Origin of the sequence: Roseivirga spongicola (genome assembly GCF_001592965.1) — a bacterium.
GTDB lineage: Bacteria > Bacteroidota > Bacteroidia > Cytophagales > Cyclobacteriaceae > Roseivirga > Roseivirga spongicola.
In genome coordinates, this window is record NZ_LRPC01000001.1 from 926,768 (window position 1) to 951,107 (window position 24,340).

Annotated in this window: 24 protein-coding genes; 15 read left to right on the forward strand and 9 right to left on the reverse strand. The window is 40.0% G+C overall.

Annotated features, from left to right (window positions below; all coding sequences use genetic code 11):
• Nucleotide 1 precedes the first annotated feature (1 nt).
• On the forward strand, nt 2–1,036 hold the full coding sequence (locus AWW68_RS04195) for a patatin-like phospholipase family protein (RefSeq protein ID WP_068216904.1): 1,035 nt from the start codon (nt 2–4) through the stop codon (nt 1,034–1,036).
• Here AWW68_RS04195 and AWW68_RS04200 read toward each other — a convergent pair.
• Together AWW68_RS04200 and prfA are read right to left on the reverse strand one after the other, a co-directional pair.
• The gene (locus tag AWW68_RS04200) at nt 1,033–1,452 is read right to left on the reverse strand and encodes a secondary thiamine-phosphate synthase enzyme YjbQ (RefSeq protein WP_068216906.1); all 420 of its coding nucleotides are present in this window, start codon (nt 1,450–1,452) and stop codon (nt 1,033–1,035) included. The two genes, AWW68_RS04195 and AWW68_RS04200, sit on opposite strands and share 4 nt — an antisense overlap.
• Nucleotides 1,452–2,525 carry a peptide chain release factor 1 gene (gene prfA, locus AWW68_RS04205; protein ID WP_068216908.1) on the reverse strand — a complete coding sequence of 358 codons (1,074 nt, stop codon included), beginning with the start codon at nt 2,523–2,525 and terminating at the stop codon, nt 1,452–1,454. Before prfA ends, AWW68_RS04200 begins: the two co-directional genes overlap by 1 nt.
• Before the next feature lie 77 nt (nt 2,526–2,602).
• Between prfA and AWW68_RS04210 the strand changes: the two genes are divergently transcribed.
• Nucleotides 2,603–3,073 (forward strand): hypothetical protein, encoded by a 471-nt coding sequence (locus AWW68_RS04210; protein WP_068216914.1) that lies wholly within the window; start codon nt 2,603–2,605, stop codon nt 3,071–3,073.
• Here the strand turns inward: AWW68_RS04210 and AWW68_RS04215 are convergent.
• Nucleotides 3,070–3,633 (reverse strand): DNA-3-methyladenine glycosylase I, encoded by a 564-nt coding sequence (locus tag AWW68_RS04215; RefSeq protein WP_068216915.1) that lies wholly within the window; start codon nt 3,631–3,633, stop codon nt 3,070–3,072. The two genes, AWW68_RS04210 and AWW68_RS04215, sit on opposite strands and share 4 nt — an antisense overlap.
• An 80-nt stretch (nt 3,634–3,713) precedes the next feature.
• Between AWW68_RS04215 and AWW68_RS04220 the strand changes: the two genes are divergently transcribed.
• From AWW68_RS04220 to AWW68_RS04230, 3 genes are read left to right on the forward strand one after another with little or no spacing between them, the layout of a single operon-like run.
• Nucleotides 3,714–5,117 (forward strand): hypothetical protein, encoded by a 1,404-nt coding sequence (locus AWW68_RS04220; RefSeq protein ID WP_157717524.1) that lies wholly within the window; start codon nt 3,714–3,716, stop codon nt 5,115–5,117.
• A complete protein-coding gene (locus AWW68_RS04225) occupies nt 5,114–5,797 on the forward strand; it encodes a response regulator transcription factor (protein WP_068216919.1) in 684 nt (227 codons plus the stop codon). Before AWW68_RS04220 ends, AWW68_RS04225 begins: the two co-directional genes overlap by 4 nt.
• 4 nt (nt 5,798–5,801) lie before the next feature.
• A complete protein-coding gene (locus tag AWW68_RS04230; RefSeq protein WP_185101194.1) occupies nt 5,802–7,148 on the forward strand; it encodes a sensor histidine kinase in 1,347 nt (448 codons plus the stop codon).
• On the opposite strand, the gene AWW68_RS04235 is transcribed toward AWW68_RS04230, so the two are convergent.
• Nucleotides 7,123–7,881, reverse strand: coding sequence for an SDR family NAD(P)-dependent oxidoreductase (locus AWW68_RS04235; RefSeq protein ID WP_068216922.1), 759 nt, complete (start codon nt 7,879–7,881; stop codon nt 7,123–7,125). The genes AWW68_RS04230 and AWW68_RS04235 overlap by 26 nt on opposite strands.
• A gap of 94 nt (nt 7,882–7,975) precedes the next feature.
• Between AWW68_RS04235 and AWW68_RS04240 the strand changes: the two genes are divergently transcribed.
• The 5 genes from AWW68_RS04240 (at nt 7,976) to AWW68_RS04260 (ending at nt 13,590) form a co-directional block, all read left to right on the forward strand.
• Nucleotides 7,976–9,058, forward strand: coding sequence for an amidohydrolase family protein (locus AWW68_RS04240; RefSeq protein ID WP_068216923.1), 1,083 nt, complete (start codon nt 7,976–7,978; stop codon nt 9,056–9,058).
• A 125-nt stretch (nt 9,059–9,183) separates the two neighbouring features.
• Nucleotides 9,184–10,440 carry a hypothetical protein gene (locus AWW68_RS04245; protein WP_157717525.1) on the forward strand — a complete coding sequence of 419 codons (1,257 nt, stop codon included), beginning with the start codon at nt 9,184–9,186 and terminating at the stop codon, nt 10,438–10,440.
• A gap of 9 nt (nt 10,441–10,449) precedes the next feature.
• On the forward strand, nt 10,450–11,466 hold the full coding sequence (locus tag AWW68_RS04250; RefSeq protein WP_068216926.1) for a sensor histidine kinase: 1,017 nt from the start codon (nt 10,450–10,452) through the stop codon (nt 11,464–11,466).
• Nucleotides 11,467–11,468: 2 nt separating this feature from the next.
• Nucleotides 11,469–12,230 carry a LytR/AlgR family response regulator transcription factor gene (locus AWW68_RS04255; protein WP_068216928.1) on the forward strand — a complete coding sequence of 254 codons (762 nt, stop codon included), beginning with the start codon at nt 11,469–11,471 and terminating at the stop codon, nt 12,228–12,230.
• 130 nt (nt 12,231–12,360) lie between these two features.
• On the forward strand, nt 12,361–13,590 hold the full coding sequence (locus AWW68_RS04260) for a hypothetical protein (protein WP_068216938.1): 1,230 nt from the start codon (nt 12,361–12,363) through the stop codon (nt 13,588–13,590).
• Between the two features lie 72 nt (nt 13,591–13,662).
• On the opposite strand, the gene AWW68_RS04265 is transcribed toward AWW68_RS04260, so the two are convergent.
• Entirely contained in the window at nt 13,663–14,289 is a 627-nt protein-coding gene (locus AWW68_RS04265) for a cytochrome c oxidase subunit 3 (RefSeq protein ID WP_068216945.1), read from the reverse strand.
• A 129-nt stretch (nt 14,290–14,418) separates the two neighbouring features.
• On the opposite strand from AWW68_RS04265, the gene mfd reads away from it, so the two are divergent.
• Nucleotides 14,419–17,763, forward strand: a complete 3,345-nt coding sequence (mfd, locus tag AWW68_RS04270) for a transcription-repair coupling factor (RefSeq protein WP_068216947.1) — start codon at nt 14,419–14,421, stop codon at nt 17,761–17,763.
• On the opposite strand, the gene AWW68_RS04275 is transcribed toward mfd, so the two are convergent.
• From AWW68_RS04275 to AWW68_RS04285, 3 genes are read right to left on the reverse strand one after another with little or no spacing between them, the layout of a single operon-like run.
• Entirely contained in the window at nt 17,756–18,343 is a 588-nt protein-coding gene (locus tag AWW68_RS04275; protein ID WP_068216949.1) for a hypothetical protein, read from the reverse strand. The two genes, mfd and AWW68_RS04275, sit on opposite strands and share 8 nt — an antisense overlap.
• Nucleotides 18,343–19,065, reverse strand: a complete 723-nt coding sequence (locus AWW68_RS04280) for a LytR/AlgR family response regulator transcription factor (protein WP_068216952.1) — start codon at nt 19,063–19,065, stop codon at nt 18,343–18,345. Before AWW68_RS04280 ends, AWW68_RS04275 begins: the two co-directional genes overlap by 1 nt.
• A 3-nt stretch (nt 19,066–19,068) precedes the next feature.
• Entirely contained in the window at nt 19,069–20,214 is a 1,146-nt protein-coding gene (locus AWW68_RS04285) for a sensor histidine kinase (RefSeq protein ID WP_068216954.1), read from the reverse strand.
• A gap of 295 nt (nt 20,215–20,509) precedes the next feature.
• On the opposite strand from AWW68_RS04285, the gene AWW68_RS04290 reads away from it, so the two are divergent.
• On the forward strand, nt 20,510–22,081 hold the full coding sequence (locus tag AWW68_RS04290; RefSeq protein ID WP_068216962.1) for an SUMF1/EgtB/PvdO family nonheme iron enzyme: 1,572 nt from the start codon (nt 20,510–20,512) through the stop codon (nt 22,079–22,081).
• Between the two features lie 45 nt (nt 22,082–22,126).
• Here the strand turns inward: AWW68_RS04290 and AWW68_RS04295 are convergent, their stop codons facing one another.
• Entirely contained in the window at nt 22,127–22,822 is a 696-nt protein-coding gene (locus AWW68_RS04295) for a ComF family protein (RefSeq protein ID WP_084375567.1), read from the reverse strand.
• A 25-nt stretch (nt 22,823–22,847) separates the two neighbouring features.
• Between AWW68_RS04295 and AWW68_RS04300 the strand changes: the two genes are divergently transcribed.
• The 3 genes from AWW68_RS04300 to AWW68_RS04310 are packed head-to-tail and all read left to right on the forward strand — an operon-like array spanning nt 22,848 to nt 24,308.
• Nucleotides 22,848–23,195, forward strand: coding sequence for a carboxymuconolactone decarboxylase family protein (locus tag AWW68_RS04300; protein ID WP_068216966.1), 348 nt, complete (start codon nt 22,848–22,850; stop codon nt 23,193–23,195).
• A complete protein-coding gene (locus AWW68_RS04305; RefSeq protein WP_068216968.1) occupies nt 23,188–23,553 on the forward strand; it encodes a hypothetical protein in 366 nt (121 codons plus the stop codon). The genes AWW68_RS04300 and AWW68_RS04305 overlap by 8 nt, the downstream gene beginning before the upstream one ends.
• Entirely contained in the window at nt 23,550–24,308 is a 759-nt protein-coding gene (locus AWW68_RS04310; protein WP_068216970.1) for an exodeoxyribonuclease III, read from the forward strand. Before AWW68_RS04305 ends, AWW68_RS04310 begins: the two co-directional genes overlap by 4 nt.
• Nucleotides 24,309–24,340: the final 32 nt, after the last annotated feature.

A 24,340-nucleotide genomic window follows, 5' to 3' on the forward strand; every position in this document is an offset into this window, starting at 1 on the left:
CATGAGTACTAAAAAGGTAAAAATCCTCAGCATTGATGGCGGAGGGATTCGCGGCATTTTGCCAGGCACAATCCTCAACTACATAGAAACTGAACTTCAGCGAAGAACTAATAACCCGAATACACGGCTGGCAGATCATTTCGATTTAATAGCTGGCACCAGCACAGGAGGTATTCTCACATGTACTTACCTTATTGTTGATGAAAATGGGCAGACAAAATATTCTGCAGCTGACGCTCTTAACATTTACCTAGAGCGAGGTGGAGATATTTTCAACCTACCATTTAGCCGAAAACTTTGGAGTCTCTTCGGAATTAGAAGACCAAAATATTCGGTCGACTCTTTGGAAAGTGCCCTTCACGACTACTTCGGGGAATCAATGACCGCAGACTTGAAGCGTCCTTGTATTATCACCTCTTATGATATTCGCGATAGAAAGGCAATCTTCTTTAACAAAGTAGATGGAATCAATAATCCAGTTAGAAATTACAAAGTTCGCGATGTAGCAAGAGCCACTTCTGCTGCCCCAACTTACTTTAAACCCGCGAAAATAAAATCTGCTATAGATTCGCCTTTGGTTTTGGTAGATGGCGGAGTGTTTGCCAATAACCCTGCACTTTGTGCTTATGCGGAAGCAAGAACATTAGACTTTGCTAAACAGGATACACCAAGTGAAATTGCCTTTCCTAGCGCGGAAGATATGTTCTTGCTTTCTCTAGGAACAGGCACTGAACAACAGCCTTATTATTATGACAGCGCCAAAAATTGGGGAATGCTCAAATGGATTCAGCCAATTATTGACATTATGATGTCTGGAAACTCAGAAACGGTAGATTATCAGTTGAAGCAAATGTTCAAGGCGGTAAAGCATGAAGATTGCTATCATCGCATTCAACCAAGCTTGCATAATGCCAAATCTCAGATGGACGATGTTTCTCCTCAAAACTTAAAAGCTCTGCATGAAGCAGGGCTCGTTTACATCAGCAATAATGAAGAGAAGATCAGTAAAATAATCGACAAGATTTTGGAGAGTTAATCTCCATGCGCAGTAAGCACTAAACGCCTTGAACCACCGTAATTTCGGTGCTCACAAAGGTAAATTCCTTGCCAGGTTCCTAGGTTCAAACGGCCGTTGGTAATGGGAATAGTTACCGAAGGGCCAAGGAGCGAAGCTTTAATGTGCGAAGTCATATCGTCTGGCCCTTCAAAAGTATGCTGATAATGGTTTAAGCTTTCCGGCACCAAATAATTGAAGTGCGTTTCGAAGTCTTCGCGCACTGTTGGGTCAGCATTTTCATTGATGGTCAAGCTGGCCGAAGTATGCTTGATATGCACATGCAACAGGCCAACTTTCAGTTTTCTGATTTCATCAAAACTGGAAACTACTTCATGAGTAATCAGGTGAAATCCTCTTCCTTTTGAAGGAATTGATATTTCTTTCTGGAAATACATTAATCCATAGAGCCTTCTTGTAGCTTCTCGGCATTTTCTGCAATGCGCAAGTTCTCCACAAAATCGTCTAAATCTCCATCCATTACAGTTGGTAAATTGTGAACAGAGTAGCCAATTCTGTGGTCTGTAACTCTTCCTTGGGGATAATTATACGTTCTGATTTTGTCAGACCTATCGGCAGAACCAACTAATGATTTTCTTGCTCCGGCTATTTCGTCCTGCTGCTTTTTCAACTCCTGCTCATAAAGTCTAGAACGAAGTACAGTCAAAGCTTTGTCGTAGTTTTTGTGCTGGGAACGCCCATCTTGACACTCCACCACTATACCTGTAGGAATGTGAGTTAAACGAACTGCAGATTCCGTTTTGTTTACGTGCTGACCCCCCGCACCCGATGCTCTGTAGGTATCTTTTTTCACGTCTTTCATGTCGAGTTCTACATCAACATCTTCCACTTCTGGAAGCACCGCAACCGATGCTGCAGAAGTATGAACCCTTCCTTGTGACTCAGTTACCGGAACTCTCTGCACTCGGTGTACGCCCGATTCAAACTTGAGCGTACCATAAACATCTTCGCCCGAAACGCTGAAAACAATCTCTTTGAATCCGCCAGATGAGGCTTCGTTCAAACTGATCAATTCTTTTGTCCAGTTTTTGGTATCGATAAAGCGCTCATACATACGGTAAAGGTCACCCGCAAAAATCGCGGCCTCGTCTCCACCAGCACCAGCACGAATTTCCATAATCACATCCTTATGATCATCTGGGTCTTTCGGAATCAGCATTACCTTCAATTCCTCTTCTAACTCTTCTTTTCGAGTTTCAAGCTCATCTAGCTCAGCTTTAGCCATTTCACGGAAGTCTTCATCTTTTTCCGTTTTAAGCATCTCCTTAGTAGAATTGATGTTTGCGCTTACATTTTGATATTCATCAAAGTGCTTGACAATCTTTTCGAGGTCTTTGTATTCCTTGCTGAGCTTGGAATAGGCTTTCATGTCAGACATTGCATCGGGTTGTACAATGAGCTGACCCACCTCTTCAAATCTGTCTTTTATGGCCTGAAGCTTATCGATCATAGAATTAGTATTAGCCTGCAAAATTAACAAACAAATACAATAGCTGTTTACCTTTGTAAAAACATCCTTGAAGCAACATGCTCAGAAAGTTTTCTTTTTTCGCTTTTACTACTGCTTTACTATGGTCTTGTGGCGACCAAAAAATTGATACCACCAAAGCTCGTGAAGAAATGGAGTCTCGAGAAATTAAGGTGGTTTCCGATGCACAAATCATTGAACAGGCCATGAAGTTAGGTGGTGAGGTTGCTGAAAAATTTCAAGTAAGTGAAACTGAGGAGGGTTTCGAAGTTGCTTTCGGAACAGATTCGACCTATCAAAGCTCATTCTACCTTTTTGATGAAGCCAATGAGCTGAGCGGAAAAGAACTCCAACTTTTTCAGGCTTACAACTACAATCGGAAAAATGGAATTGCTTCAGAGCCTAATGTTCAAAAGTTAGAAGAAGGGAAGACATTACTTTATACGAAGCCCATGAGTTTTAAGGACTCAACTATTGGTATGTGGTCCATAAAGTTTAGCCGAAAACAGATTGTTCTCAGCATCGACTAAACTTCCTTGTACCGAAAGCAGTCAGTAGTGTGGTCATTCACCAACCCGCAAGCCTGCATATAGGCATACATAATGGTGCTTCCGACAAACTTGAACCCTCGTTTCTTCAAGTCTTTGCTCATGGCATCAGATTCCGGTGTAGTTGCTGGTACTTCTTTCATGCTCTTCCAAGCATTAACAATTGGTTTTCCTCCTACAAAAGACCAGATATACTTGTCGAAAGAGCCAAACTCCTTTTGAACCTCTAAAAATTTCTGAGCATTAATCACTGTACCTTGAACCTTCAGCCTATTTCGGATAATTCCGGGGTCGAGCAACAAGGCCTCCACTTTCTCTTGACTGAATTGTGCTACTTCTTCAGGGTCGAAATCTGCAAATGCAGCACGATATCCATCTCTTCTCTTAAGAATGGTGGCCCAACTTAAGCCTGCCTGAGCACCTTCCAGAATAAGAAACTCAAAGTGAACCCGATCATCATGAACAGGAACTCCCCATTCTTCATCATGATACTTTATATATTCGTCAAAGGTGTTTTCGCACCAAGTGCAGCGTTTTTTCATTTGTTGAGATTAAGAAAGATTAATTTCAGCTTTATCCCATCTTAAGGTCGGGTCAGTAAGTTTACAAAAAACGATAAGAAATGAAGCGATTAACACTCACTCTGTTCTTGACTTTAATGGTATTCTACACTCATGGACAAGGCTATGAACTACCAAAAAATGTTCAGGAACAAATCAAAAGAACTAGGGCAAAGCAGAATCACATTACACAGTTTCATATAGGGAAAATAAAAAGCATTGAATATAGTAGCGAACTCAGAGGTGAGTTTCTGAACGCCATCATCTTTGAGAAACAAGATGGTTCATATATGAAGTTATGGATTCCAGCAGCTCAAGGGGCTAACATACTTCCGTATTTGAAAATCGGTGAAAGCGCAGAAGTAAAAGTAACGGGAGATGAACTCTTATTAAGAAAGATTCAATTCAAAGACCGTAATATTCAAGAGACTGAAAGCCGTTTGAAAATTAAAATCAGCGGAATTGGAAACTTGAATTCCATTCTGACCTCCAAAGGTCTATATAGTGTTAAACAAGAGGCTCATGAAAATACCACAGAGCAATTCAATGGTTATGAGATTATACTCGATCAAAAGGTTATGTCTACTAACCGAGAAAAGAATCTCAATTATTGGTTTCTGTCAAATAAAGACACTTTATATGGGCCAAGAGCAGGAAATCTAAAGACTAATCTGAAAAGCGAAAGTATCTCTTACATCAGGCCAAAGCGTAATCAGCTTAGCGGGTATATCTACAAAAGCCAGAACACCTATAAAATCTCACCTGGCTTGTACAGAACAATAGGAAACGAAACCACTCCAATATCTACTATGGGCTTAACTGGCCTTTTCTTAAACAAGGAAAAAGGGTCGATTAAAGAAATTCTTGCGGACTTGACTGGTTTAGCAAGTAAGCTAGAAGTTGAAACAGATGAAGGCAACTTATACTTTCAGTTCGACCCGAAGAGCGCGGAAAAGGTATTTGAATTTATTCAGCAAAACAGAGAATACTTATATACTCTCTACTTCCATACATCTAGTCCCGATGCACATGCCAAAAGTGAAAAGAGAAACTACCTATATGCTATCGCAAATGGAACAGACACTCTTCGAATTTCAGGAAAGGAAGATTTTCTCGGAACCAACACAGCATATGAAGAAGTGCTAAGTAGTTATTCAGGAAGAATCACTGAAATTCATTATCCCAAAGAGGTAAACAAATCATCTACAGATCTTTACAAGAAAACAGTAGAAAATAGCTTCAGAAGTTTCATATTAAATGACTCTGTAGTTGTAATGATTCGAAATGTGCTTGCCTTGTCTTTGGCAGATTATATTGAAGAAGGAAAAAAAATTGAGGTTACTGGTTGGAAACGTAAATTGGCTGATGGTGAAATGAATTTAAAAAAGCACACAATTATACTTCCAAAGACAATAACCGTTGATGGGAAAATATTCGAAAACCAGCCTTACACTGATAAGTTATGAGAATTCTACTGGTTGAAGATGAAAAGAAGCTAGCCAGTTTCATAGAAAAAGGGCTACAACAGGAGGGTTACAACGTTTCTGTTAGCCACAGTGGGAGCACAGCTTTAGAAATGGCAGCCAGCCATAAGTTTGATCTAATATTGCTAGACATAATGATTCCAGGCCAGAATGGCTTTGAGGTTCTAAAAAGCCTCAGGGAATTTTCTATAGAAACTCCCATCATTTTTATCAGCGCACTTAATGAAAGCGAACATATTGTTAAAGGATTGGACTTAGGAGCTGTAGACTATATAAAAAAGCCATTCGATTTTGAAGAACTGAAAGCCAGAGTCAGAAACGTGCAGCGAAAGTTCATGAACAGTAGAATCAGCGTGCTTAGACTAGAGCAATTGGAGATAGACTTAATTCAACGAGAAGTAACAAGAGAAGGGAAACCAATTGAGCTAAGTAAAAGAGAGTTCTCCCTTTTGGAACTACTCATGCGCAATGCCAACAGATCTATCAGCAAATCGGAGATTATAGAAAAGATATGGGATGTAAACTTCGATATGGGCAGCAATGTAGTTGAAGTACACATGCATCAGCTTAGGAAAAAAGTGGACCGAGGATTCACAAAGGAACTTATAGAAACGAAAATAGGCTATGGCTACCGGATAAAAGGAGAGCTATCCAAACTGTAAATTGGTGGCAAAAAGTTATTTCAGAAGTCTAAAATTCAAAATTGCTGCAGGCTTTGCAGCCATATTCTTGTGTATCAGTTTTGTGCTCAATTTGCTGCTGTACACAACCTTAAGCAAATCGTTAGAGATTGCTTTTCAAAGCAATATTCTACTAGAAGCCAATGGAGTATTGGTTCAACTAAGAGACGACTATTTACAAATACCCGTTACTAATGCCGATCAGCCCATCCAAATCTGGCTTGGTAGTTCGGGAAGTGCAACAAAATTTTATGAAAGGACCGATTTTCCAGATGGATATGATGACCTTTTACCTCTCGTCATTGATCAGTTTTATACTCAAGAAAACAAGAACAGATTCACAATTGAATCAGATAGCTTAACATTCGGTTTCGTGAGAAACCCTTCTGAAACAGCACCAGACAGCGATATTATTGTCGTTTTATCTAAGAATAACCGAGAACATAAAGAGCAACTTTCCGCATTAAAGAACCGAATCATATTGAGTACTACAAGCGCTTGCCTTATTTCCTTGGCTTTATCGCTACTCTTTGCCCAAATCTCATTAAAACCAATAAACCTGCTAATTGAAAAAGCTAAGTCTATTAAGCCCTCCACTAATATGGATAGACTCCCAGAGTCCAAGACAGGTGATGAGCTTAGTCAGCTCTCTCAAACCTTCAATCAAATGATAGATAGAATAGAAGAAGGTATACAGAATCAAAGTCGGTTTTTCAATTCTGCCTCTCATGAATTAAGAACACCGCTAGCCAATATGCAGGCCGAACTAGAATTAGAGCTAGACAACCTAAAAAAGAAGAAAGCAGAATCAACTCTAAGAAGCATTCAGCAAGAGGTTACTCGAATGCAATTAATAGTTTCAGATTTTTTGATGCTTGCACAACTAGAAGCAGAAAGTATTTCTACAAGTAAGGAAACGCTTCGAATTGACGACTTGATTTATGATATGATAGACAAGACAAAGTACATGAGAGATAATTCTGGCGCCACTTTAAAACTAAAGATTGACCATAGAATAGAGAGCTTCAAATTTCTCGGTGATAAAGCTAAAATGGAAAGTTTATTTTCTAATTTGCTCATAAACGCTTACAAATTTGGTGATAACTCAGAAAGTATAAGTATGAATCTACACAGTGGCGAAGGCAGTTTGACCTTATCAATAGTTAACAATATCAGTCGCAAAAATCAACAAATGAAAGGCAATGGTTTAGGGCTATGGCTTTGCAAAAAAATAAGTGAAATACATGGCTTCCATTTATCTACCAAGCAAAGTTCCGATCGCTTTTCAGTTGAATTAACCATCCCCACTAATGCACATAACTCCCAGCATTGATATCAATGGTGCAACCCGTGGCATGGTCAGCTAAGCCAGAGGCTAAAAGCACAATCATTGGAGCAAGGTCTTGTGGTTCTGTGAGTTTGTTCAGCGCAATATCGTTCAGTGCATAGTCCTCTCCGTATAAATCCATAAAGTCTTGAGCCATATCGGTTCTCACAAAACCGGGAGCAATATTAAAGGCCGCAATGTTCTGCTTGCCATAGTATCTGGCTATCGAACGGGTCAAAGCTACAATGGCACCCTTAGAAGCACCATACGCCAGATAATCTCCGGTATCTCCTCTAAATGCTGCCCTTGATGATATATTAATAATTCTGCCTCCACCATTTTTGGTAAAGTGATCTATGGCCAGCTTACACAAAAGGCCTTGAGCGCGAGTATTAACGGCAAAAGTGTTATCCCAATCTTTTACCCAAGACTCATTAGAACCCTCCATATCTGATGAAATGGCAATACCAGCATTATTAACCAGCACATCAACCTTACCAAAATGCCCAACTACTTGCTCAAACAACCGAATGAGTGAATCTGTATTTCCAAGATCTGCCTGGAAAGCTTCTGAGTCCGCATTCAACTCTGCTAACACCTCATTGGCCTGAGTTTGATTAGAATTATAGTGCAGAGCCACCTTGGCTTCTGAGTCAGCACATGCCTTTGCAATAGCTGCACCAATACCTCTAGACGCCCCTGTAACCAAAACTACCTTTCCACTTAAAGAAATTTCCATGTCTTATCCGATTGAAGTGAATAAATTACATGCTTATCGTGAGCTTAAAAAAACATATTTACAGCAATTACGAATAAGCCTTAAACGACTCGCTATGAAGAAAACCTTTCTTTCTGCCGTGGCCATTTCTCTGCTAGCCACATCACTCTCTGCACAAACCGTCACTTTCGAGGAATACGATCCTCCGTCATCTTTAGTAGTGCCGGAAAACCCTGTTCAGAGAGCCAAGTTTCCTTTTATAGATGTGCACAGTCACCAGTGGAGAATGGGCGAAAGAGATTTAAATGCTTTAGCGGCAGAAATGGATGCACTCAATATGGGGTTGATGGTGAATCTTTCTGGCGGAAGTGGAAAAGCCATAGCCGATGCTATGACAAACATTCGAGCTAACCAGCCAGACCGTTTCGTGGTTTTCGCCAACCTCAATTTCAGCAACTTCGATGAAAACTGGGGAGAAAGGGCTGCAGCACAACTTGAAAGAGACGTTGAGCAAGGAGCAAGCGGACTAAAAATTTTCAAGAACCTAGGCCTTTCTGTGAATGATACTGACGGCAACCGAGTCGCAGTAGATGATCCTCGGCTGAATCCTGTTTGGGCTAAATGTGCAGAATTGGGTATTCCCGTGCTTATTCACACCGCAGACCCTAAACAGTTCTGGGAACCTTTCGATGCAAACAATGAAAGGTGGTTAGAATTGAAAACACACCCGAGAAGAAAAAGAGAAGATGATGATCCTGCTCCTTTCAAAACCCTGATTCAAGAGCAGCACAATGTTTTCAAAAAGCATAAAAACACCACATTCATTGCAGCACATATGGGCTGGTTTGCCAATGACTTAGCTCATTTGGGAGAGCTGCTAGACGCCATGCCGAATATGATAGTAGAAATAGGAGCCGTAATAGCCGAGCTCGGTCGCCAACCAAAAATGGCCAATTGGTTCTTCGAGAAATATCAAGACAGAGTGGTATTTGGTAAAGATGCCTATAACCCAGAAGAATACTTTACCTACTTCAGAGTGCTAGAAACCGAAGACGAATATTTCCCATACTACAAGCGCTATCATGCGTTTTGGAGAATGTACGGCCTCGGTTTACCCGATGAAATATTGAAGAAGCTATACTACAAGAATGCATTACGCATTATTCCTGGGCTAGACAAAAGTAAGTTCCCAAACTAATTGGTCTGCTCAATATCCCGATTCGGTAATTGAAAACCCTAATCCAATCATTTTCGGTTCTGGCTTGGCAGCAGAACACCTACGTTTGTAGTATGCAAACGAAGCTACATAAAGGTCAACAACTCATGAGAAGCATAATACTCTTTCTCGGAATAGGCATTGGTTTGCTGATTATTCTTAGTCAGGCAAAAGCACAAACTGCTAATCCATTTATGTATGGTGAAGTAGAAACCATTAGTGGAGACGTATATAAAGGCCCTATCAGGTGGGGTTCTGATGAGGTGTATTGGGCAGAGTTGTTCAATGCCACTAAGACTTCAAACGACTTTTTGAAGTTCCTTTCAAAGAGGCAAGTAGAACAGCTAAATCAAGAAGAAAGTGAAGGTTCCTCTTGGCTAGGAATCGATTTAGGTGCTTTAAGCATTTGGGAAGATAGATTTTCAAGAACATCTCACCAACTGGACATTCAATTTGGAGACATTAAAATTGTTGAACCTTCCGGCAGATCTAAAGCCAGGCTTACCCTTAAAAACGGAGTGATAATAGAAGCAGGAGGTAGTGGTTATGAAGATGTTGGTGGTAGCGTAGTCATTTACGATTTTGAACTTGGTGAATTCGCTGTTCGCTGGGACAGAATTAAACAGGTTCGTTTTACTTCAGCGCCTGCTAATTCTAAAAATGGTTTCGGAGAACCTATTTACGGAACTGTAAACGCAGGCAGAAAAGGTACTTTCAAAGGGATTATTCGCTGGGATAGCGATGAAAGGTTTCTAGACGAAATTCTGAATGGTGAAGACCGAGACGGGAAAAAAGATATTCCTTTCAGAAGTATTAAAAGCATCACCAAAAAAGGAAATGGGGTTGATGTAGTACTGAACTCTGGTAGAGAATTTTACCTCACAGGTTCTAACGATGTAAACCGAGAAAATAGAGGTGTGGTCATCTTCGACCCAGAAATTGGCAGAGTAGTAGTTCCTTGGAGAGACTTCTTCGACCTAGAAATAACACAACCAAAGAAAGAATGGACATTGGCTTATGATGATTTCAGTAGACCAAGTGGTATTTCTGGTACAGTGGTGACCATTGATGGCGAAGAACACACAGGGCTTCTGGCCTATGACTTAGACGAGGCTTGGGAGTTCGAAATATTAGATGGAAACGATGATGATGTAACCTATCAGATTCCTTTCAGACATATAAAAAACATCATCCCAAAAAACTACAACTACTCGAGTGTGATACTAAGAAATGGGACAAACCTCCTACTAGGTGGTGGAAGAGATGTGAGCGAGAATAATGATGGCATTCTAGTTTTCCCATCAAAAGACACCAAGCCTATTTATGTGCGATGGTCAAAGATCGATCAGGTGATTTTTGATTAAATTCTCACCGTGAAACTCAGCAGAAAGTTCATTATTCAACTCATTTTAGCATTGGTGTTAACCGGTGGAGTGTTCCTTACGCTCTATCTCACCAATGCTGAGCGTGAATTATACCTGACCGCAGGTTGGATAACACTGACCTTAGCGCTCATCTGGTTGAGCAATAGATTTCTGACTGTTCAGCTTGATAAAAAAATGCCTTGGTTAAAGTTTGGCAACAAACGCTTTTACTGGCAATTGAGCCTAGGGATTCTGATTTCCCTTTTAATTATTAACATCAGTTATCTGGCACTCAAGTTTGGCCTTACGGTAGACCCGCCAAATCAGTCTCAGATGCTAACCATGAATGTGTTGGGAATTTTGGTGCTGCTACCTACCATCTCCATCAACTTCGGAATTCAGTTTTTGAGTAACTGGAAAACTGCCCAACTCAACTCTGAAGAATTTCAAAAAGAAACCGTTAAAGCAGAGCTAACCACGCTTAAAAACCATCTAGACCCACATTTTCTATTCAACAACCTCAATATTTTGTCTTCCCTGATCAGTAAAGACAAAGACCTTTCGCAAAGTTATTTAGAGAAGTTTGCAGATGTGTACCGAAATATACTTCAGAGCAGCAAAGAAGAGCTGGTTACCCTACACGATGAATTGTGCTTCATTGCCTCATACCTTTACTTATTAGAGATTCGTTTTGAAGACACTATTCAGACATTTATTGATGTTGAAACGCCCGACCACAAAAAGTATCTGCCTCCACTTACATTGCAAATGCTTATTGAGAACGCCATTAAGCATAATGCCATTTCTGAAATAAGACCGTTGAAAATTCACATCTCCAGCCAAAATGGATTCATTGTAGTCAAGAATAATTATCAGCCGAAAAAGCTAGAAATTAAAAACAGCAATAACTCCGGGCTAGAGAACATTAAGAAGAGATATTCTTACTTTACCAATAAGAAGGTTCAGGTATTTCAGAACCCTGAGAACTTTATTGTGAAGATTCCGCTGGTAGAACTGGACGATTAAACATGAAAGTAGTTGTATTTGAAGATGAAAAGCTCGCGTCTGAGCGATTGATTGAATTGATTCAAGACTTGCGGCCTAACGCTGAAATTCTTGCTTCGCTGAAGTCGGTTGAAGCTGGGCTAATGTGGCTTCAGAACAATGAGGAGCCAGATTTGATTGTCAGTGATATTCAGTTGCTAGATGGTTCTAGTTTCGAAATCTTCAACCAACACCCTATTAAATGCCCGGTCATTTTCACCACTGCTTATGACGAATATGCCATCAAGGCGTTTCAGGTAAACAGTGTTGACTATCTGTTAAAGCCAATTCAAAAACAGAAACTGGAAAATGCACTGCAGAAGTATGATGAGCGAACTTCCAGTAGCAGTTCCCAGTCATTAGATATCGATAAAATTCGAGAAGCTATTCAGGGAAGCAACGTTCAGTACAAATCACGTTTTTTGGTGAAGTATGGCCAACGAATAAAGGCCATTCCTGTAGAACAAATCGCCTATTTCTACTCGCAAGATAAGCTTACTTATTTGGTGACTTTTGAAGGCAAAAAGCTACCGCTCGACCAAACTTTAGAAGAACTGGAAACTGTGCTTAACCCAGATAACTACTTCAGGGTCAACAGAAAATTCATCGTTCATTTCGATTCGGTAAGCGATATTCATCCATATTTCAAAGGCCGAGTTAAGCTAGATCTTCAGCCTGAATCTGGTGAAGACATTGTGATCAGCTCCGATAAAACTCCGCTGTTCAAGCAGTGGTTAGATCAGTAGGCTGAATCTGCCATTCCGGTTCGGTAGTCTTTCCTCCCGATTCAGTTTAAGCATTCCCCGATATAACTAAAGCTCATTGGTTTACGCTGGTTTTTGAAACAGTTTTGACCTGTCAATTAAAACAAAGGTCATGAACTCAAAATTTAAAACAGCAACACTAACACTTCTCATGCTCATCATTTCAACCAGCATGAGCGCAAACGAAGGATTTATCTACGGAAAGCTTACTACCATTGATGGCGATGTTTACACAGGTCAGATTCGCTGGGGAAAAGAAGAAGCTTATTGGACAGATATCTTCAACGGAACTAAAGAAGACAATGAAAACTATCGCTATTTAACTAGAGAAGATAAGGAAGCACTCAGGGATAAGTCTAGAGACAGAAACCGTTGGGGAAACGTTTGGGTCAGCTGGGGCAACGATCGAAATAGATATGAAACTACTCATGAGTTTCAAGCCAGGTTTGGCGATATCTCTAAAATTGAAATCACCAGAAGATCGGAAGTAAGAATTACCCTGAGAAACGGTGATGAAATATATGTGGAAGACGGCTCTAACGATTTCGGTGCAGAAGTTAGAGTAATGGATAAGGAATTAGGCGAAACCAGTTTCCGTTGGAGCAGAATTGAATCTATAGAATTCATGAATACTCCATCGAATTTAAGTTCAAAAATGGGAGAAGCCTTATACGGAACTGTTCAGTTCTACGGTGGCGAGCTTACAGGAGTAATTCAGTGGGACCACGATGAAAGACTCTCTACAGATATTTTGGATGGAGATACAAGAGATGGTGATGTGCAGATTGAATTCGGAAACCTTACTTCTATAGAAAGAGAAGGTTCGGGTAGTAATGTAGTTACCAAATCGGGAAGAGAAATGTACCTAAGAGGTTCCAATGATGTAAACTCAGGAAACAGAGGTATCATAGTAACTACAAGCTTCGGCAGAGTAGATATTCCTTGGAGAGAGTTCAAAAAAGTCACTTTTAATGACGCACCAAATAGCCTTAAAAAGTATTCAGACTTTGCTGGAATGAAAAAGCTTTCTGGCTCGGTTTCTACTACTAATGGCGAAAAGTTATCAGGTGAAATCATCTTCGATTTGGATGAAGCCCTTACTTTCGAAATGCTTCAAGGAAAAGATGACGATGTGGAGTACATCATCCCATTCGAGTCTATCAAAAGCATCACTCCTAAAAACTGGGACTACTCAACCGTTGTATTAAAAGATGGAACAGAACTTACTCTTGGTGACGCCAGAGATGTTAATGAAGACAATGACGGTGTGCTAGTTTTCAGCGGAAGTGGAGATCCTAAATTCGTTATGTGGGAAGACATTAAGGTAATATCCTTCAATTAAGGTCTGAAGGTTAAGAACTCTTCATAAGTCTATTGCTTAGAGGTTGCGTTTGGTCACGCGGCCTTTTTTACGCTAAAAACTAAAAAGGAAATAAAAAAAGATAACCACCCAGGCAGCATCTACAAAATGCCAACAATTAGAAAGTAGCTTAAACTTTACTTTTTGATAAGGATTTGTGGAATACAGCAAGTGCTTCACAACGTCTTTAGACGTGCTATGAGCCTCTAGGAGAAGATACAGAAGAAAAATCATCATCCCAGCCATGTGGATAACATGCAATCCGGAAATCACATATAAATAGGCTCCAGAGCGTTCTCCTGTAAATAAAATATTGCTGGCTTGCAGCTCCTTCCAGCCCGTTATCTGAAAGCAGGCGAATACCAACCCAAGTAAAAAGGTTATTCCCAACCACTTCTTTATACTTTCTAAATCATCGGCCAAATAGGCCGGCATTACTCTAGTAACCGAGTAACTAGAAAGCAACAACACAAAAGTGCTGATGATAAAGGACTTTGGGAATTCCATTTTTAAGAACTCAGCTTGTAGGGGCTGCGATAAAGTAAAGGCAACTATAGTAAACAGGAAAATAACCGCGCTACCTATCATGCCAACATATACCAGCACTTCGTGCGGGTGCATCTGCTCCATTTTATTGAAAGCCTCTTTTCTCAGGTCTGGTCTTTCTTTTTGCCTTTTCATTGCGCCTTTAACACTTAAATAAACGAAAGGGTTATGTATGGAAACAATTAATTTACTTCAGTGGTTTTTAGCCTTTCGACTTACCTAGCCGATTATTCATACATTTGCAACCCATTTACTTATTAGCGCTTGAAGGTCAAAGATTTCATAAAGATTTACAGAGAAGAACCAGTGGTTCAAACCATTGCGGAAAAGATAAAACCCAATGAAACTTCTCACATTAAGCTGAAGGGCTTAGTGGGTAGTTTAGATGCAGTAATTGCAGCATCGGTTTATCAGCTCAATAAGCAAACCTGCATCTTTGTAATGCACGATAAAGAAGAGGCTGCCTACTTTCAAAACGATCTCCAAAACCTGTTAGGAGAGAAAGAAGTGCTTCTCTTCCCCACTTCTTATAAAAGACCTTACCAGTTCGATGAAACAGAGAATGCCAATATTCTCCAAAGGGCTGAAATTCTCAACCGAATTAACCACAAGGCCTCAACAGGTGAGTTAATTGTTACTTATCCGGAAGCGCTAACGGAAAAAGTAATCAATAAGAAATCACTCAACAAGAATACGTTTTCGGCCAAAGTAGGGGAGAATCTAGACGTAGCCTTTCTTACCGAACTACTTCAGACTTACGATTTTGAGCCAGCCGATTTCGTTTATGAAGCTGGCCAGTTTTCAGTGAGAGGGGGAATTGTAGATGTCTATTCTTACGCTCATGACCTGCCTTACCGTATTGAGCTCTTTGGAAATGAGATTGAAAGCATTAGAACTTTCGACCCTGTTTCTCAGCTAAGCCAAGATAGCATTAAAGAAATCAATGTGATTCCTAATGTGCAAACACGCCTGCTGGAAGAAACACGCCAATCTTTCCTAAGCTTTATTCCTAAAAACTCGAAAATCTGGTTCAAAGACTATCAGCAAACGCTCGATACCATTGAAAAATACTTTCAGAAAGCGACAGCCAATTTCGATGAAGTTCTCTCTGTAACAGATACTCAAGTGGTGCTCAGCCCTGCTGAATTATTTGAAGAAACCGAGACCTTTGAAAAAGAACTAGATGGCTTTCAGCAGATTGAATTTGGCAACCGCTTTTACTTAAAAACGGATTTTGAGCTTCAGTTTGAAGCCGAGCCACAAACGTCTTTCAATAAAAACTTCGACCTGATTGTTGAAAACCTTGGCCAATGGCAGATGAGAAACAGCAATTTAATTATTGCTGCCGAATCATTGGCTCAATTCAACAGATTAGAAACTATTTTCAAAGAGCTAGACCCAACACTTGAGGTACAAGCCCTTAATATTGGCTTGAGAAGCGGTTTTATAGACAAGAATCGAGAGGTGCTCTGCTATACCGATCATCAGCTTTTCGATAGGTTCCATAAATACAAAACGAAAACCAAGCACTCTAAATCTAAAGCACTTACGCTGAAGGAGTTGCGATCGTTGCAGCCTGGAGATTACGTTACGCATATAGACCATGGTGTGGCACGTTTTGCTGGTATGGAAAAGGTAGATGTGAATGGCAAAATGCAAGAAACCATCCGTTTGGTCTATCGCGATGATGATTTGCTTTATGTGAGTGTTCACTCCATTCACAAAATCTCTAAATATACTGGCAAGGAAGGAGCTCCACCTTCTATCAGTAAACTCGGTTCACCAGAGTGGGAGAACAAGAAAAAGCGTGTTAAAGGGAAGGTCAAAGACATTGCCAAAGACCTGATTAACCTTTATGCCAAGCGAAAAGATGCACCAGGTTTTGCTTTCTCGAAAGATGGGTACATGCAAGCAGAACTAGAATCTTCCTTCATTTATGAAGATACGCCAGACCAAGCCAAGGCAACCGAAGACGTAAAAGCTGATATGGAGTTACCGCACCCGATGGATCGACTAGTATGTGGCGATGTAGGTTTCGGTAAAACAGAGGTGGCTATTAGAGCAGCATTTAAAGCAGCGGTCAATGGAAAGCAGGTCGCTGTACTTGTGCCAACAACTATTTTGGCCATGCAACACTTCAGAACTTTCTCTGAGCGTTTGGCCGACTTCCCAATTAAGGTTGAATACATTAACCGCTTCCGAACTACTAAACAGATTAAGGATACCTTAAAGCGGGTTAAAGAAGGAAAAACAGAGATTTTGGTCGGAACTCATCGCATTGTAAACAAAGATGTGGAGTTTAAAGACCTTGGTCTTTTGATTATAGACGAAGAGCAAAAATTCGGGGTAAAAGTAAAAGACAAGCTCAAAGAATTTAGAGTAGATGTTGACGTTCTGACCCTAACAGCGACCCCAATTCCAAGAACACTTCATTTCTCACTTATGGGTGCGAGAGACCTGAGCGTTATCGCCACTCCTCCACCAAACAGACAGCCAGTAACTACTGAAATCCACACTTTCAATGACGAATTGATTCGTGATGCTGTAAGTTTTGAGTTAAAGCGAGGAGGGCAGGTATTCCTAGTCCACAATAGAATCAATGATATTGAGCAGGTAGGTAATATCATTCTAAGATTAGTGCCTGACGCAAGAATTGGCATAGCACATGGCCAGATGGATGGCCCCTTGCTAGAAAAGCGAATGGTAAAGTTCATTGAGGGCGAATATGATGTATTGGTTTCTACCAACATTATTGAGTCTGGACTTGATATTCCTAACGCCAACACCATCATCATCAATCACGCACACATGTTTGGACTTTCAGACCTGCACCAGATGCGGGGTAGAGTTGGACGATCAAACAGAAAAGCTTTCTGCTATTTGCTTACACCTCCAACTATTGGCCTGACAAGCGATGCAAGAAAGAGGTTAAGTGCCTTGGAAGAATTCTCCGATTTAGGTGATGGTTTCAAGGTAGCTATGCGAGACCTTGATATTCGTGGAGCAGGAAACCTTCTTGGTGCTGAACAAAGTGGGTTTATCTCAGACCTTGGTTTTGAGATGTACCATAAAATTCTGGATGAAGCAGTTCAAGAACTGAAAGAAACCGAGTTCAAAGACCTGTTTACCAAAGATTTGGTGAAAGAAGCCGCACAAATAGTGGCTCAAGACTGTACTATAGAAACAGATCTGGAGATTCTAATCCCAGACAGTTACGTATCAAATACTACCGAAAGAATTGGCCTTTATGCCAAGCTAGATAACATCAAGAATGAAGAAAAGCTTCAGAAGTTTATTGTAAACCTAAAGGATAGGTTTGGCCCAATTCCTGAGTCGGTTCAAGAACTGATTGAAACCGTTAGACTACGTTGGTTAGGAGAAAGGCTCGGTTTTGAAAAGTTAACCTTGAAAAATGAAAACATGAAGTGCTACTTCGTGCCTTCAGAAAAAGAAGCTTACTTCCAATCAGAGACATTCGGAAAAATCATCGCTTATGTTCAAGGCCAGCCAAGGCGTTGTAAAATGAAGGAGTACAAAACCAGACTAATTCTTACAGTGAACAATGTTTCGGATGTGAAACAGGGAATTGAGTTTTTGAAGTCTATTTAGACTCCAAATCATGCTCCTTAAGAAAGTCTTGAGTTTCCTTCAAATAGGCATTAATGCTTCCCATTACCAAACCCAGCTGGAACTGGAAGCCCTTGACGTTGGCAAGAAATTCTGGACTTTCTGTGTGGTGAGTACTGGTTGTTAGGTCACTCATGGCATCAAAAACATCTAGTGCCTTTGTAGAGTAGAACTCTTGTGTATTATAGATCTCAGCCAATTCCATATTAATATCGAAATCAATAAAAGTCATTGACTGGTTATTGATAGCAACATCCAGAGCTGCTCTATTGAGAAATGAATAGTCGAAATTCAGACTAAACTCACCTTTCTCCCCCTTTTCCTCAAAAGCGGAAATCCAGCCTCTCATAAATATTAAGTCTTTAGTGATTTTGGCAGAGTCTAACAAAAGATCTTCTCTGTTGTCCTTAATCTCTGCGATTATATTCTCTAAAGATTTCTCGGCAAGTCTATTATTTAAAGCATCTTGACGCCATTCTGTCAAAGCCATGGCTAAAACCACCGCTACGACAATGGATAAAAATTCAAAACTTGCTCTTCGAAAATCGACCTTGGATGCCATCAGAAGCTCATTAAATCCTTGAATTTAAGAGTTTGTCTTCTTGAAACATCTATTTCTTCGCCACCCTTGAGGTAAATACGCAAGCTTCCACTAAACCAAGGCTCAATTCTTTCAATCCACTTGAGGTTGATGATCTGCTGTCTATTGGCTCTAAAGAATGTTTTATCGTCTAATCGAGATTCTAGGTAGTTTAGAGTTCTGGTAATCATTGGTTTGGAATCACCAAAGTAGACCGTGGTGTAGTTTCCACTTACTTCAAAAAGCCTGATATCTGAAAGCTGAACAAACCAGCATTTCTCACCATCTTTCACAAACACCTGATCGTGAATAGTGAGCTTATCATCTCCGTTTTCTTCTTCCTTTTCCTTCTTCTTAATTTTATCAAACACCTTAGAAACGGCTCCAGCCAAGCGCTGCTTTTCTACAGGCTTCACTAAATAATCAAGGGCATTGTACTCAAAAGCCTTTAAGGCGTGCTCATCATAAGCCGTTGAGAATATAATTTCTGGTACACTTTCCAGCTCTTCTAACAAATCGAAGCCACTTTTGCCCGGCATTTGAATGTCTAGAAATACTAAGTCAGGTTTTAGCTCTGCAATTTTATCTAGTGCTTCATCTACGTTGGCCGCTTCACCTATAATGTTCACATTATCGAACTCTTTAAGCAGTCTTTTCAGCTCATTTCTGGCTAGGCGCGAATCATCTACAATTAGTGTCTTCATAATTTATTTGATTGGAACTTTAACGGTGGCACAAACCATTTTTTCATTCATATTTTCAACCGTCAGACTGGCTTTTTCTCCATAAAGAAGTCTAAGCCTTTCTTTGGAATTATTTATACCGATTCCCCTTCTGCGCTCTCCTTTAGTGCCATTCACCTTCATTTGACCGGTATTTTTAACATAAATATTCACAAACTCTTCACTTAGTTTAGACTCAACTATTATCTCTCCACCATTAGGTAAATTATTAATTGAGTGTTTAATCGCATTTTCTACCAAGGTTTGAATAATCATAGGCGGAATCATAATTTCCTTAGATCCCTTATCTATGTTAATCCTATAAGTTAATCGTTCTTCTAACTGAATAGCTTCTAGGTTAAGATAGTCTTTTACTACCTGAAGTTCCTTCTCGAGAGATACCTTTTCATACTGATCGAACTGGATGGAAAATCTTAGTAAGTCAGAAAGATGAGTAATAGAATCTCTTGCCCTTTCACCATCTTCTGCCACTAGAGACCGGATATTATTCAGGCTGTTGAAAATAAAGTGAGGGTTAATTTGTGCTTTTAGCGCATTGAGTTCAGCATCTTTAACAGAAGCGGATAGTTTCCACTTTTCAATTTCAAACTCTCTGGTTTTCTGCATGTATTGATAAGCAAAATATAAGGCCGACCAGCTAATGAAGTAAATAACAAAGCTGACCATATAGCTAAACAGAAAAACGAAGATTTTTCCCGGAGAAAAGTTCTTAGCCGTTGCTTCTCTAATAAGCTCCATTACCTCTTCATCTACACCTTCTATTGGCGGAATTCCTAGAAGCGCATCCATGGCAGAAGGGTCTGAGCGTACCATTAAAACGAAGATACCTATTAGCGCAGCTAGAGAAAGTACCGTCATTATAAGGCCCTGCAACAAACTGGCTAAAAACACTTTAGGGACAAGTCTCGGAACCTTAATGTCTTTCCAATTTCTTTTCTTAACAAACTTTCTGTAGAGGTGACTTATAGAAACCCCAAGCAAAAGAGAAATGAAGTTGGCTCCAAAAGCTTGAAGGAATGGTATAATCATTACCATCGTCAAGAAATTGGTAAGCATAAGACCTGACCAACCGCCAAACTGCAGCAACCAATACAGCTTATTCTTATTCATAATTCAAAGAAAGCTTATTCCAGTCAAGTAAGGGTCAGTTATTGACTGAATGGTTTAATGAACTGATCAACTGATTTAGATGGGCTTGAGGCACTTAAAGAAAGATTAAATAATCATTAACAAAGCTAGAAGTATATCATCACCAGTGATTTAAGGAACAAATCTCTGTAATTTTGAAAATAATTAGAGTCAAACTGGCGTTGAGGATGTGAATCTGAGTGCCAGATTGTGATAGATTTGTTCATAAGCTTATATTAGCATGTTCAAGTTTCACCTGGACATAGGAAATTAAACGATGATGAAAACACGCGTGGGTCAATTAAAGTCGGGTTTACTGGGAGTGGCTGTGCTATTCTCAGCAACATCTTGCTCCCTGCTGGGGCTAGGAAAAAAAGACAATGTTAGTGCCACCACTGGTGCTGAATATGCCACAGAAAAAAGCCTTTTAGGCTATAGACCATATGACGATCAGGAATTACCAAGCCCTCCGGGTATGGTGTTCATTCAAGGAGGTAGAACCATTTTGGGCTCCTTTGAACAAGATCTTTACGGTTCTAGAGACAATATTGAAAGAACAGTAACGGTGAATTCATTCTTTATGGATGAAACTGAGGTAACCAACAGTAACTGGAAAGAATATGTGTTCTTCCAATTCAACCCTCAAGACATCCCTGTTCCAAAATCTACAAATATCATCGATCCGGATGATCCAGATAATGCCAACTTAAGTACGCCTCCAGCACAGTGGATTCCTGATTATACAGGACCAACTCATAGCAAGAGCAACCCACAGAACTATGAGGACATTGTTCCTTCAGACGATGTTTGGGCTAGTGACTTCTCTTTTAATGATGTTTATGCTGAAAACTACTACAGCAACCCTGGTTTCAATAAATACCCAGTAGTAGGAGTTTCTTGGAGACAAGTAGCAGACTTCTGTAAATGGAGAACGGACTTCGTAAACTTGAGCCTTATCTTCGATATGGACTATGAAGACCTTCCGGTAGAGTTCACGGATGAATTCATTATTAAAGATGAGACTTCTGGTGAGTACCAATTAGCTATTGGTGGTCAACCAATAGGAGATGTTAATAGTGGCCAAGGCCAGCAGATTGAAATTGCCGATTTCGATGAATTTCAGCAAGAAGTTGTAGAGTACATCAACCTACCTGAAAACAGAAGAAGATTCATAGAAAGAGGAATTTATCTTCCTGATTTCCGACTACCTAATGAAGCAGAGTGGGAATACGCTGCTAAGGCAACCGTAGGAACTGTTTACCTAGATGAAAATGAAGAATACGGAAGAATTTACCCTTGGGATGGTAGAGGTGTAAGAAACCCTTACGGTAAAAAGAGAGGTGAATTACTAGCTAACTTCAAAAGAGGTAGAGGTGACTATGCTGGTATTGCCGGAAACATTAATAACGATGCTTCAGTAATTCCTGAGCCTGTAGGAAGCAGAGAGCCAAACGACTTCAACCTGTTTAATATGGCAGGAAACGTGAGTGAGTGGGTATTTGATACTTACAGACCACTTTCTTTTGGAGACTTTGACGACCTTAACCCTGTTAGAAAAGACGGGACTAATGACCCAGAAACCGATTACGGTTGGGAAACACTAGACTCTAAAGATAGTGTTGCTGCTAATCAAAATCTTGAGTACAGATCTTTAGTTAATGACAGAGCAAGAGTTTACAAGGGTGGTTCTTGGAAAGATGTTGCTTACTGGATGGCTCCAGGTACTAGAAGATATTTGGACCTTGACAGATCTACTAACACCATTGGTTTCAGATGTGCTATGATTTCAATCGGAACTCAGCAGTTGGACCAGTCCAACGGTTTCTTAGGCATTGGTGGAAGAGAATAAGGAATTCTATTCAATAGATATTAAAGGTGGCCTCGGTCACCTTTTTTATTTTACACCAGCCATTACCGCTATACTCAGGTTTTTTATACCAGCCCTAAGCAGTGGTTCTGCACAGGCAATCAGGGTAGAACCAGTAGTCAGTACATCATCCACAAGAAGCACACTTTTATCAGATAGGTCTTTGCCTCTTTCAACTTGAAAAATACCCTCAACATTCTGAATTCTTCGAACCTTAGATTTCCTCGTTTGAGATTCAATGTATTTATTTCTAATAAGCAGATCTTCTCTCTGTTCAACCTTTAACACCTCAGATAAACCAGAGCCAAAAGCTGCAGCTTGGTTATACCCTCTTTTCTTTAGTCTTTCTGTATGAAGCGGAACAGGTATTATCATGTCGAAGCTATCGGAATAACCGCCCAGTAGTAAGTCATGACCAAACCATCTGCCCATCATCACTCCAATTTCTCTATTGTCGTTATACTTTAAATCATGCAGAACATGCTGCATAATTCCATTCTTAATAAAGTAAGTATAAACTAAAACATGAGCTATGGGAACTACTCCATCAAACTTGTCCTTAAATATGTGGTCTTGCAGTTTGTAAGTATTAGTCTTCGGTAAATTGTAATGACATTTAGGACATATATATTTGCTGCCCTTTGGAAGAGGGTCATCACAGCCCAAACACAGATTCGGATAAATAAGAGATAAGAAATCTGTAAAATAGTTGTGTAGGTTCATTTCCAACAATATAATTAAATTAGAAATGAGTATTATTCAAAATTTCAATGAATACAGAGCTGAAATGAACGAGAAGATCATGGCAGCTGATAATAAAGTGCTCAAGCGTATCTTTAATTTAGATACCAATGCTTTTGCCGAAGGTGCTCTAGACGTTAAAACCAAGGAAATTGTAGGGCTTGCCTGTTCGATGGTTTTAAGGTGCGATGACTGCGTAAGATATCACTTAGGCAAATGCCACGACCTCAAACTCTCATCTGCAGAAGTATATGAAGCTTTCTCTATTGCCAACCTTATTGGTGGCACCATAGTAATTCCTCATTTGAGAAGAGCCGTAGAATATTGGGAGGCACTACAAGAAGAAAATGTATAAAAAAGATCTAGAACTTCATGTGAGGTGGGCTAAGTTGATGACTTCGCTCAAAGACACTATCGGTAAAAGGCCGAAAGACCTAAATGGAGTTCTGTTTCTTATTGGAGTCCAGGAACTAGGAAGGGGCCCTCAAACTTTTAGCAAGGAAGAGAAGCAAGACCTAATGCATATAGCAATATGCAAGGTTTTGAGCTATTCTGGCTATTATGAGCTACAAAGTGTAGATCAAGAAGGCTGGCCTCATTGGAGTGCCGTTAAGAAATTACCCAAGTTTGATCTATTGGATCAGGAAAAGCTTCTCAAAATGCATGTGCTAGAATATTTTGAGAAGGAATACGAATTAAAAATCGAAGCATGAAAATTATCTCCTACAACGTAAATGGAATTAGAGCTGCCTTAAGAAAAGGTTTTAGAGAATGGTTGGAAGAGGAAAACCCTGATATTCTTTGTTTGCAAGAACTTAAAGCGAATCCAGAACAAGTAGAGGACTTTTATGAAGACTTGGGTTACCAGATGTACTGGGAAAATGCTGAGAAAAAAGGCTATTCTGGAGTAGGAATACTCACTAAACACACTCCGCTTCACGTGGAACACGGCTGTGGAAACCCTTTGTATGATAATGAAGGCAGAGTATTACGAGCCGATTACAAAGACTTTTCTGTTATGTCGGTTTATATGCCTAGTGGTACTAGCGGAGACATACGCCAAGATTTCAAATATGAGTGGTTAGACTTCTTCCAAACTTATGTGGATGAGCTCAGGAAAGAAGTACCGAACCTTATTATTAGTGGAGATTACAACATAGCACACAAAGAAATAGACATTCATAACCCCGTATCTAATAAGAATTCTTCAGGCTTTTTACCTGAAGAAAGGGCTTGGCTCACTCAATATGTAGAATCTGGATTTGTAGATACGTTCAGAGAATTTAATACGGAGCCACATCAATACTCTTGGTGGAGCTACAGAGCAAATGCCCGTGCCAATAATAAGGGATGGAGAATTGACTACCACATGGCCACCGAGCCTCTAAAGACAAGGCTAAAATCTGCTACAATTCTGCCTAATGCATTTCATTCAGACCACTGCCCGATAGTACTAGAAATTGACTAAACAGAAACTTTATTAGCCTGTTTATCAATTGT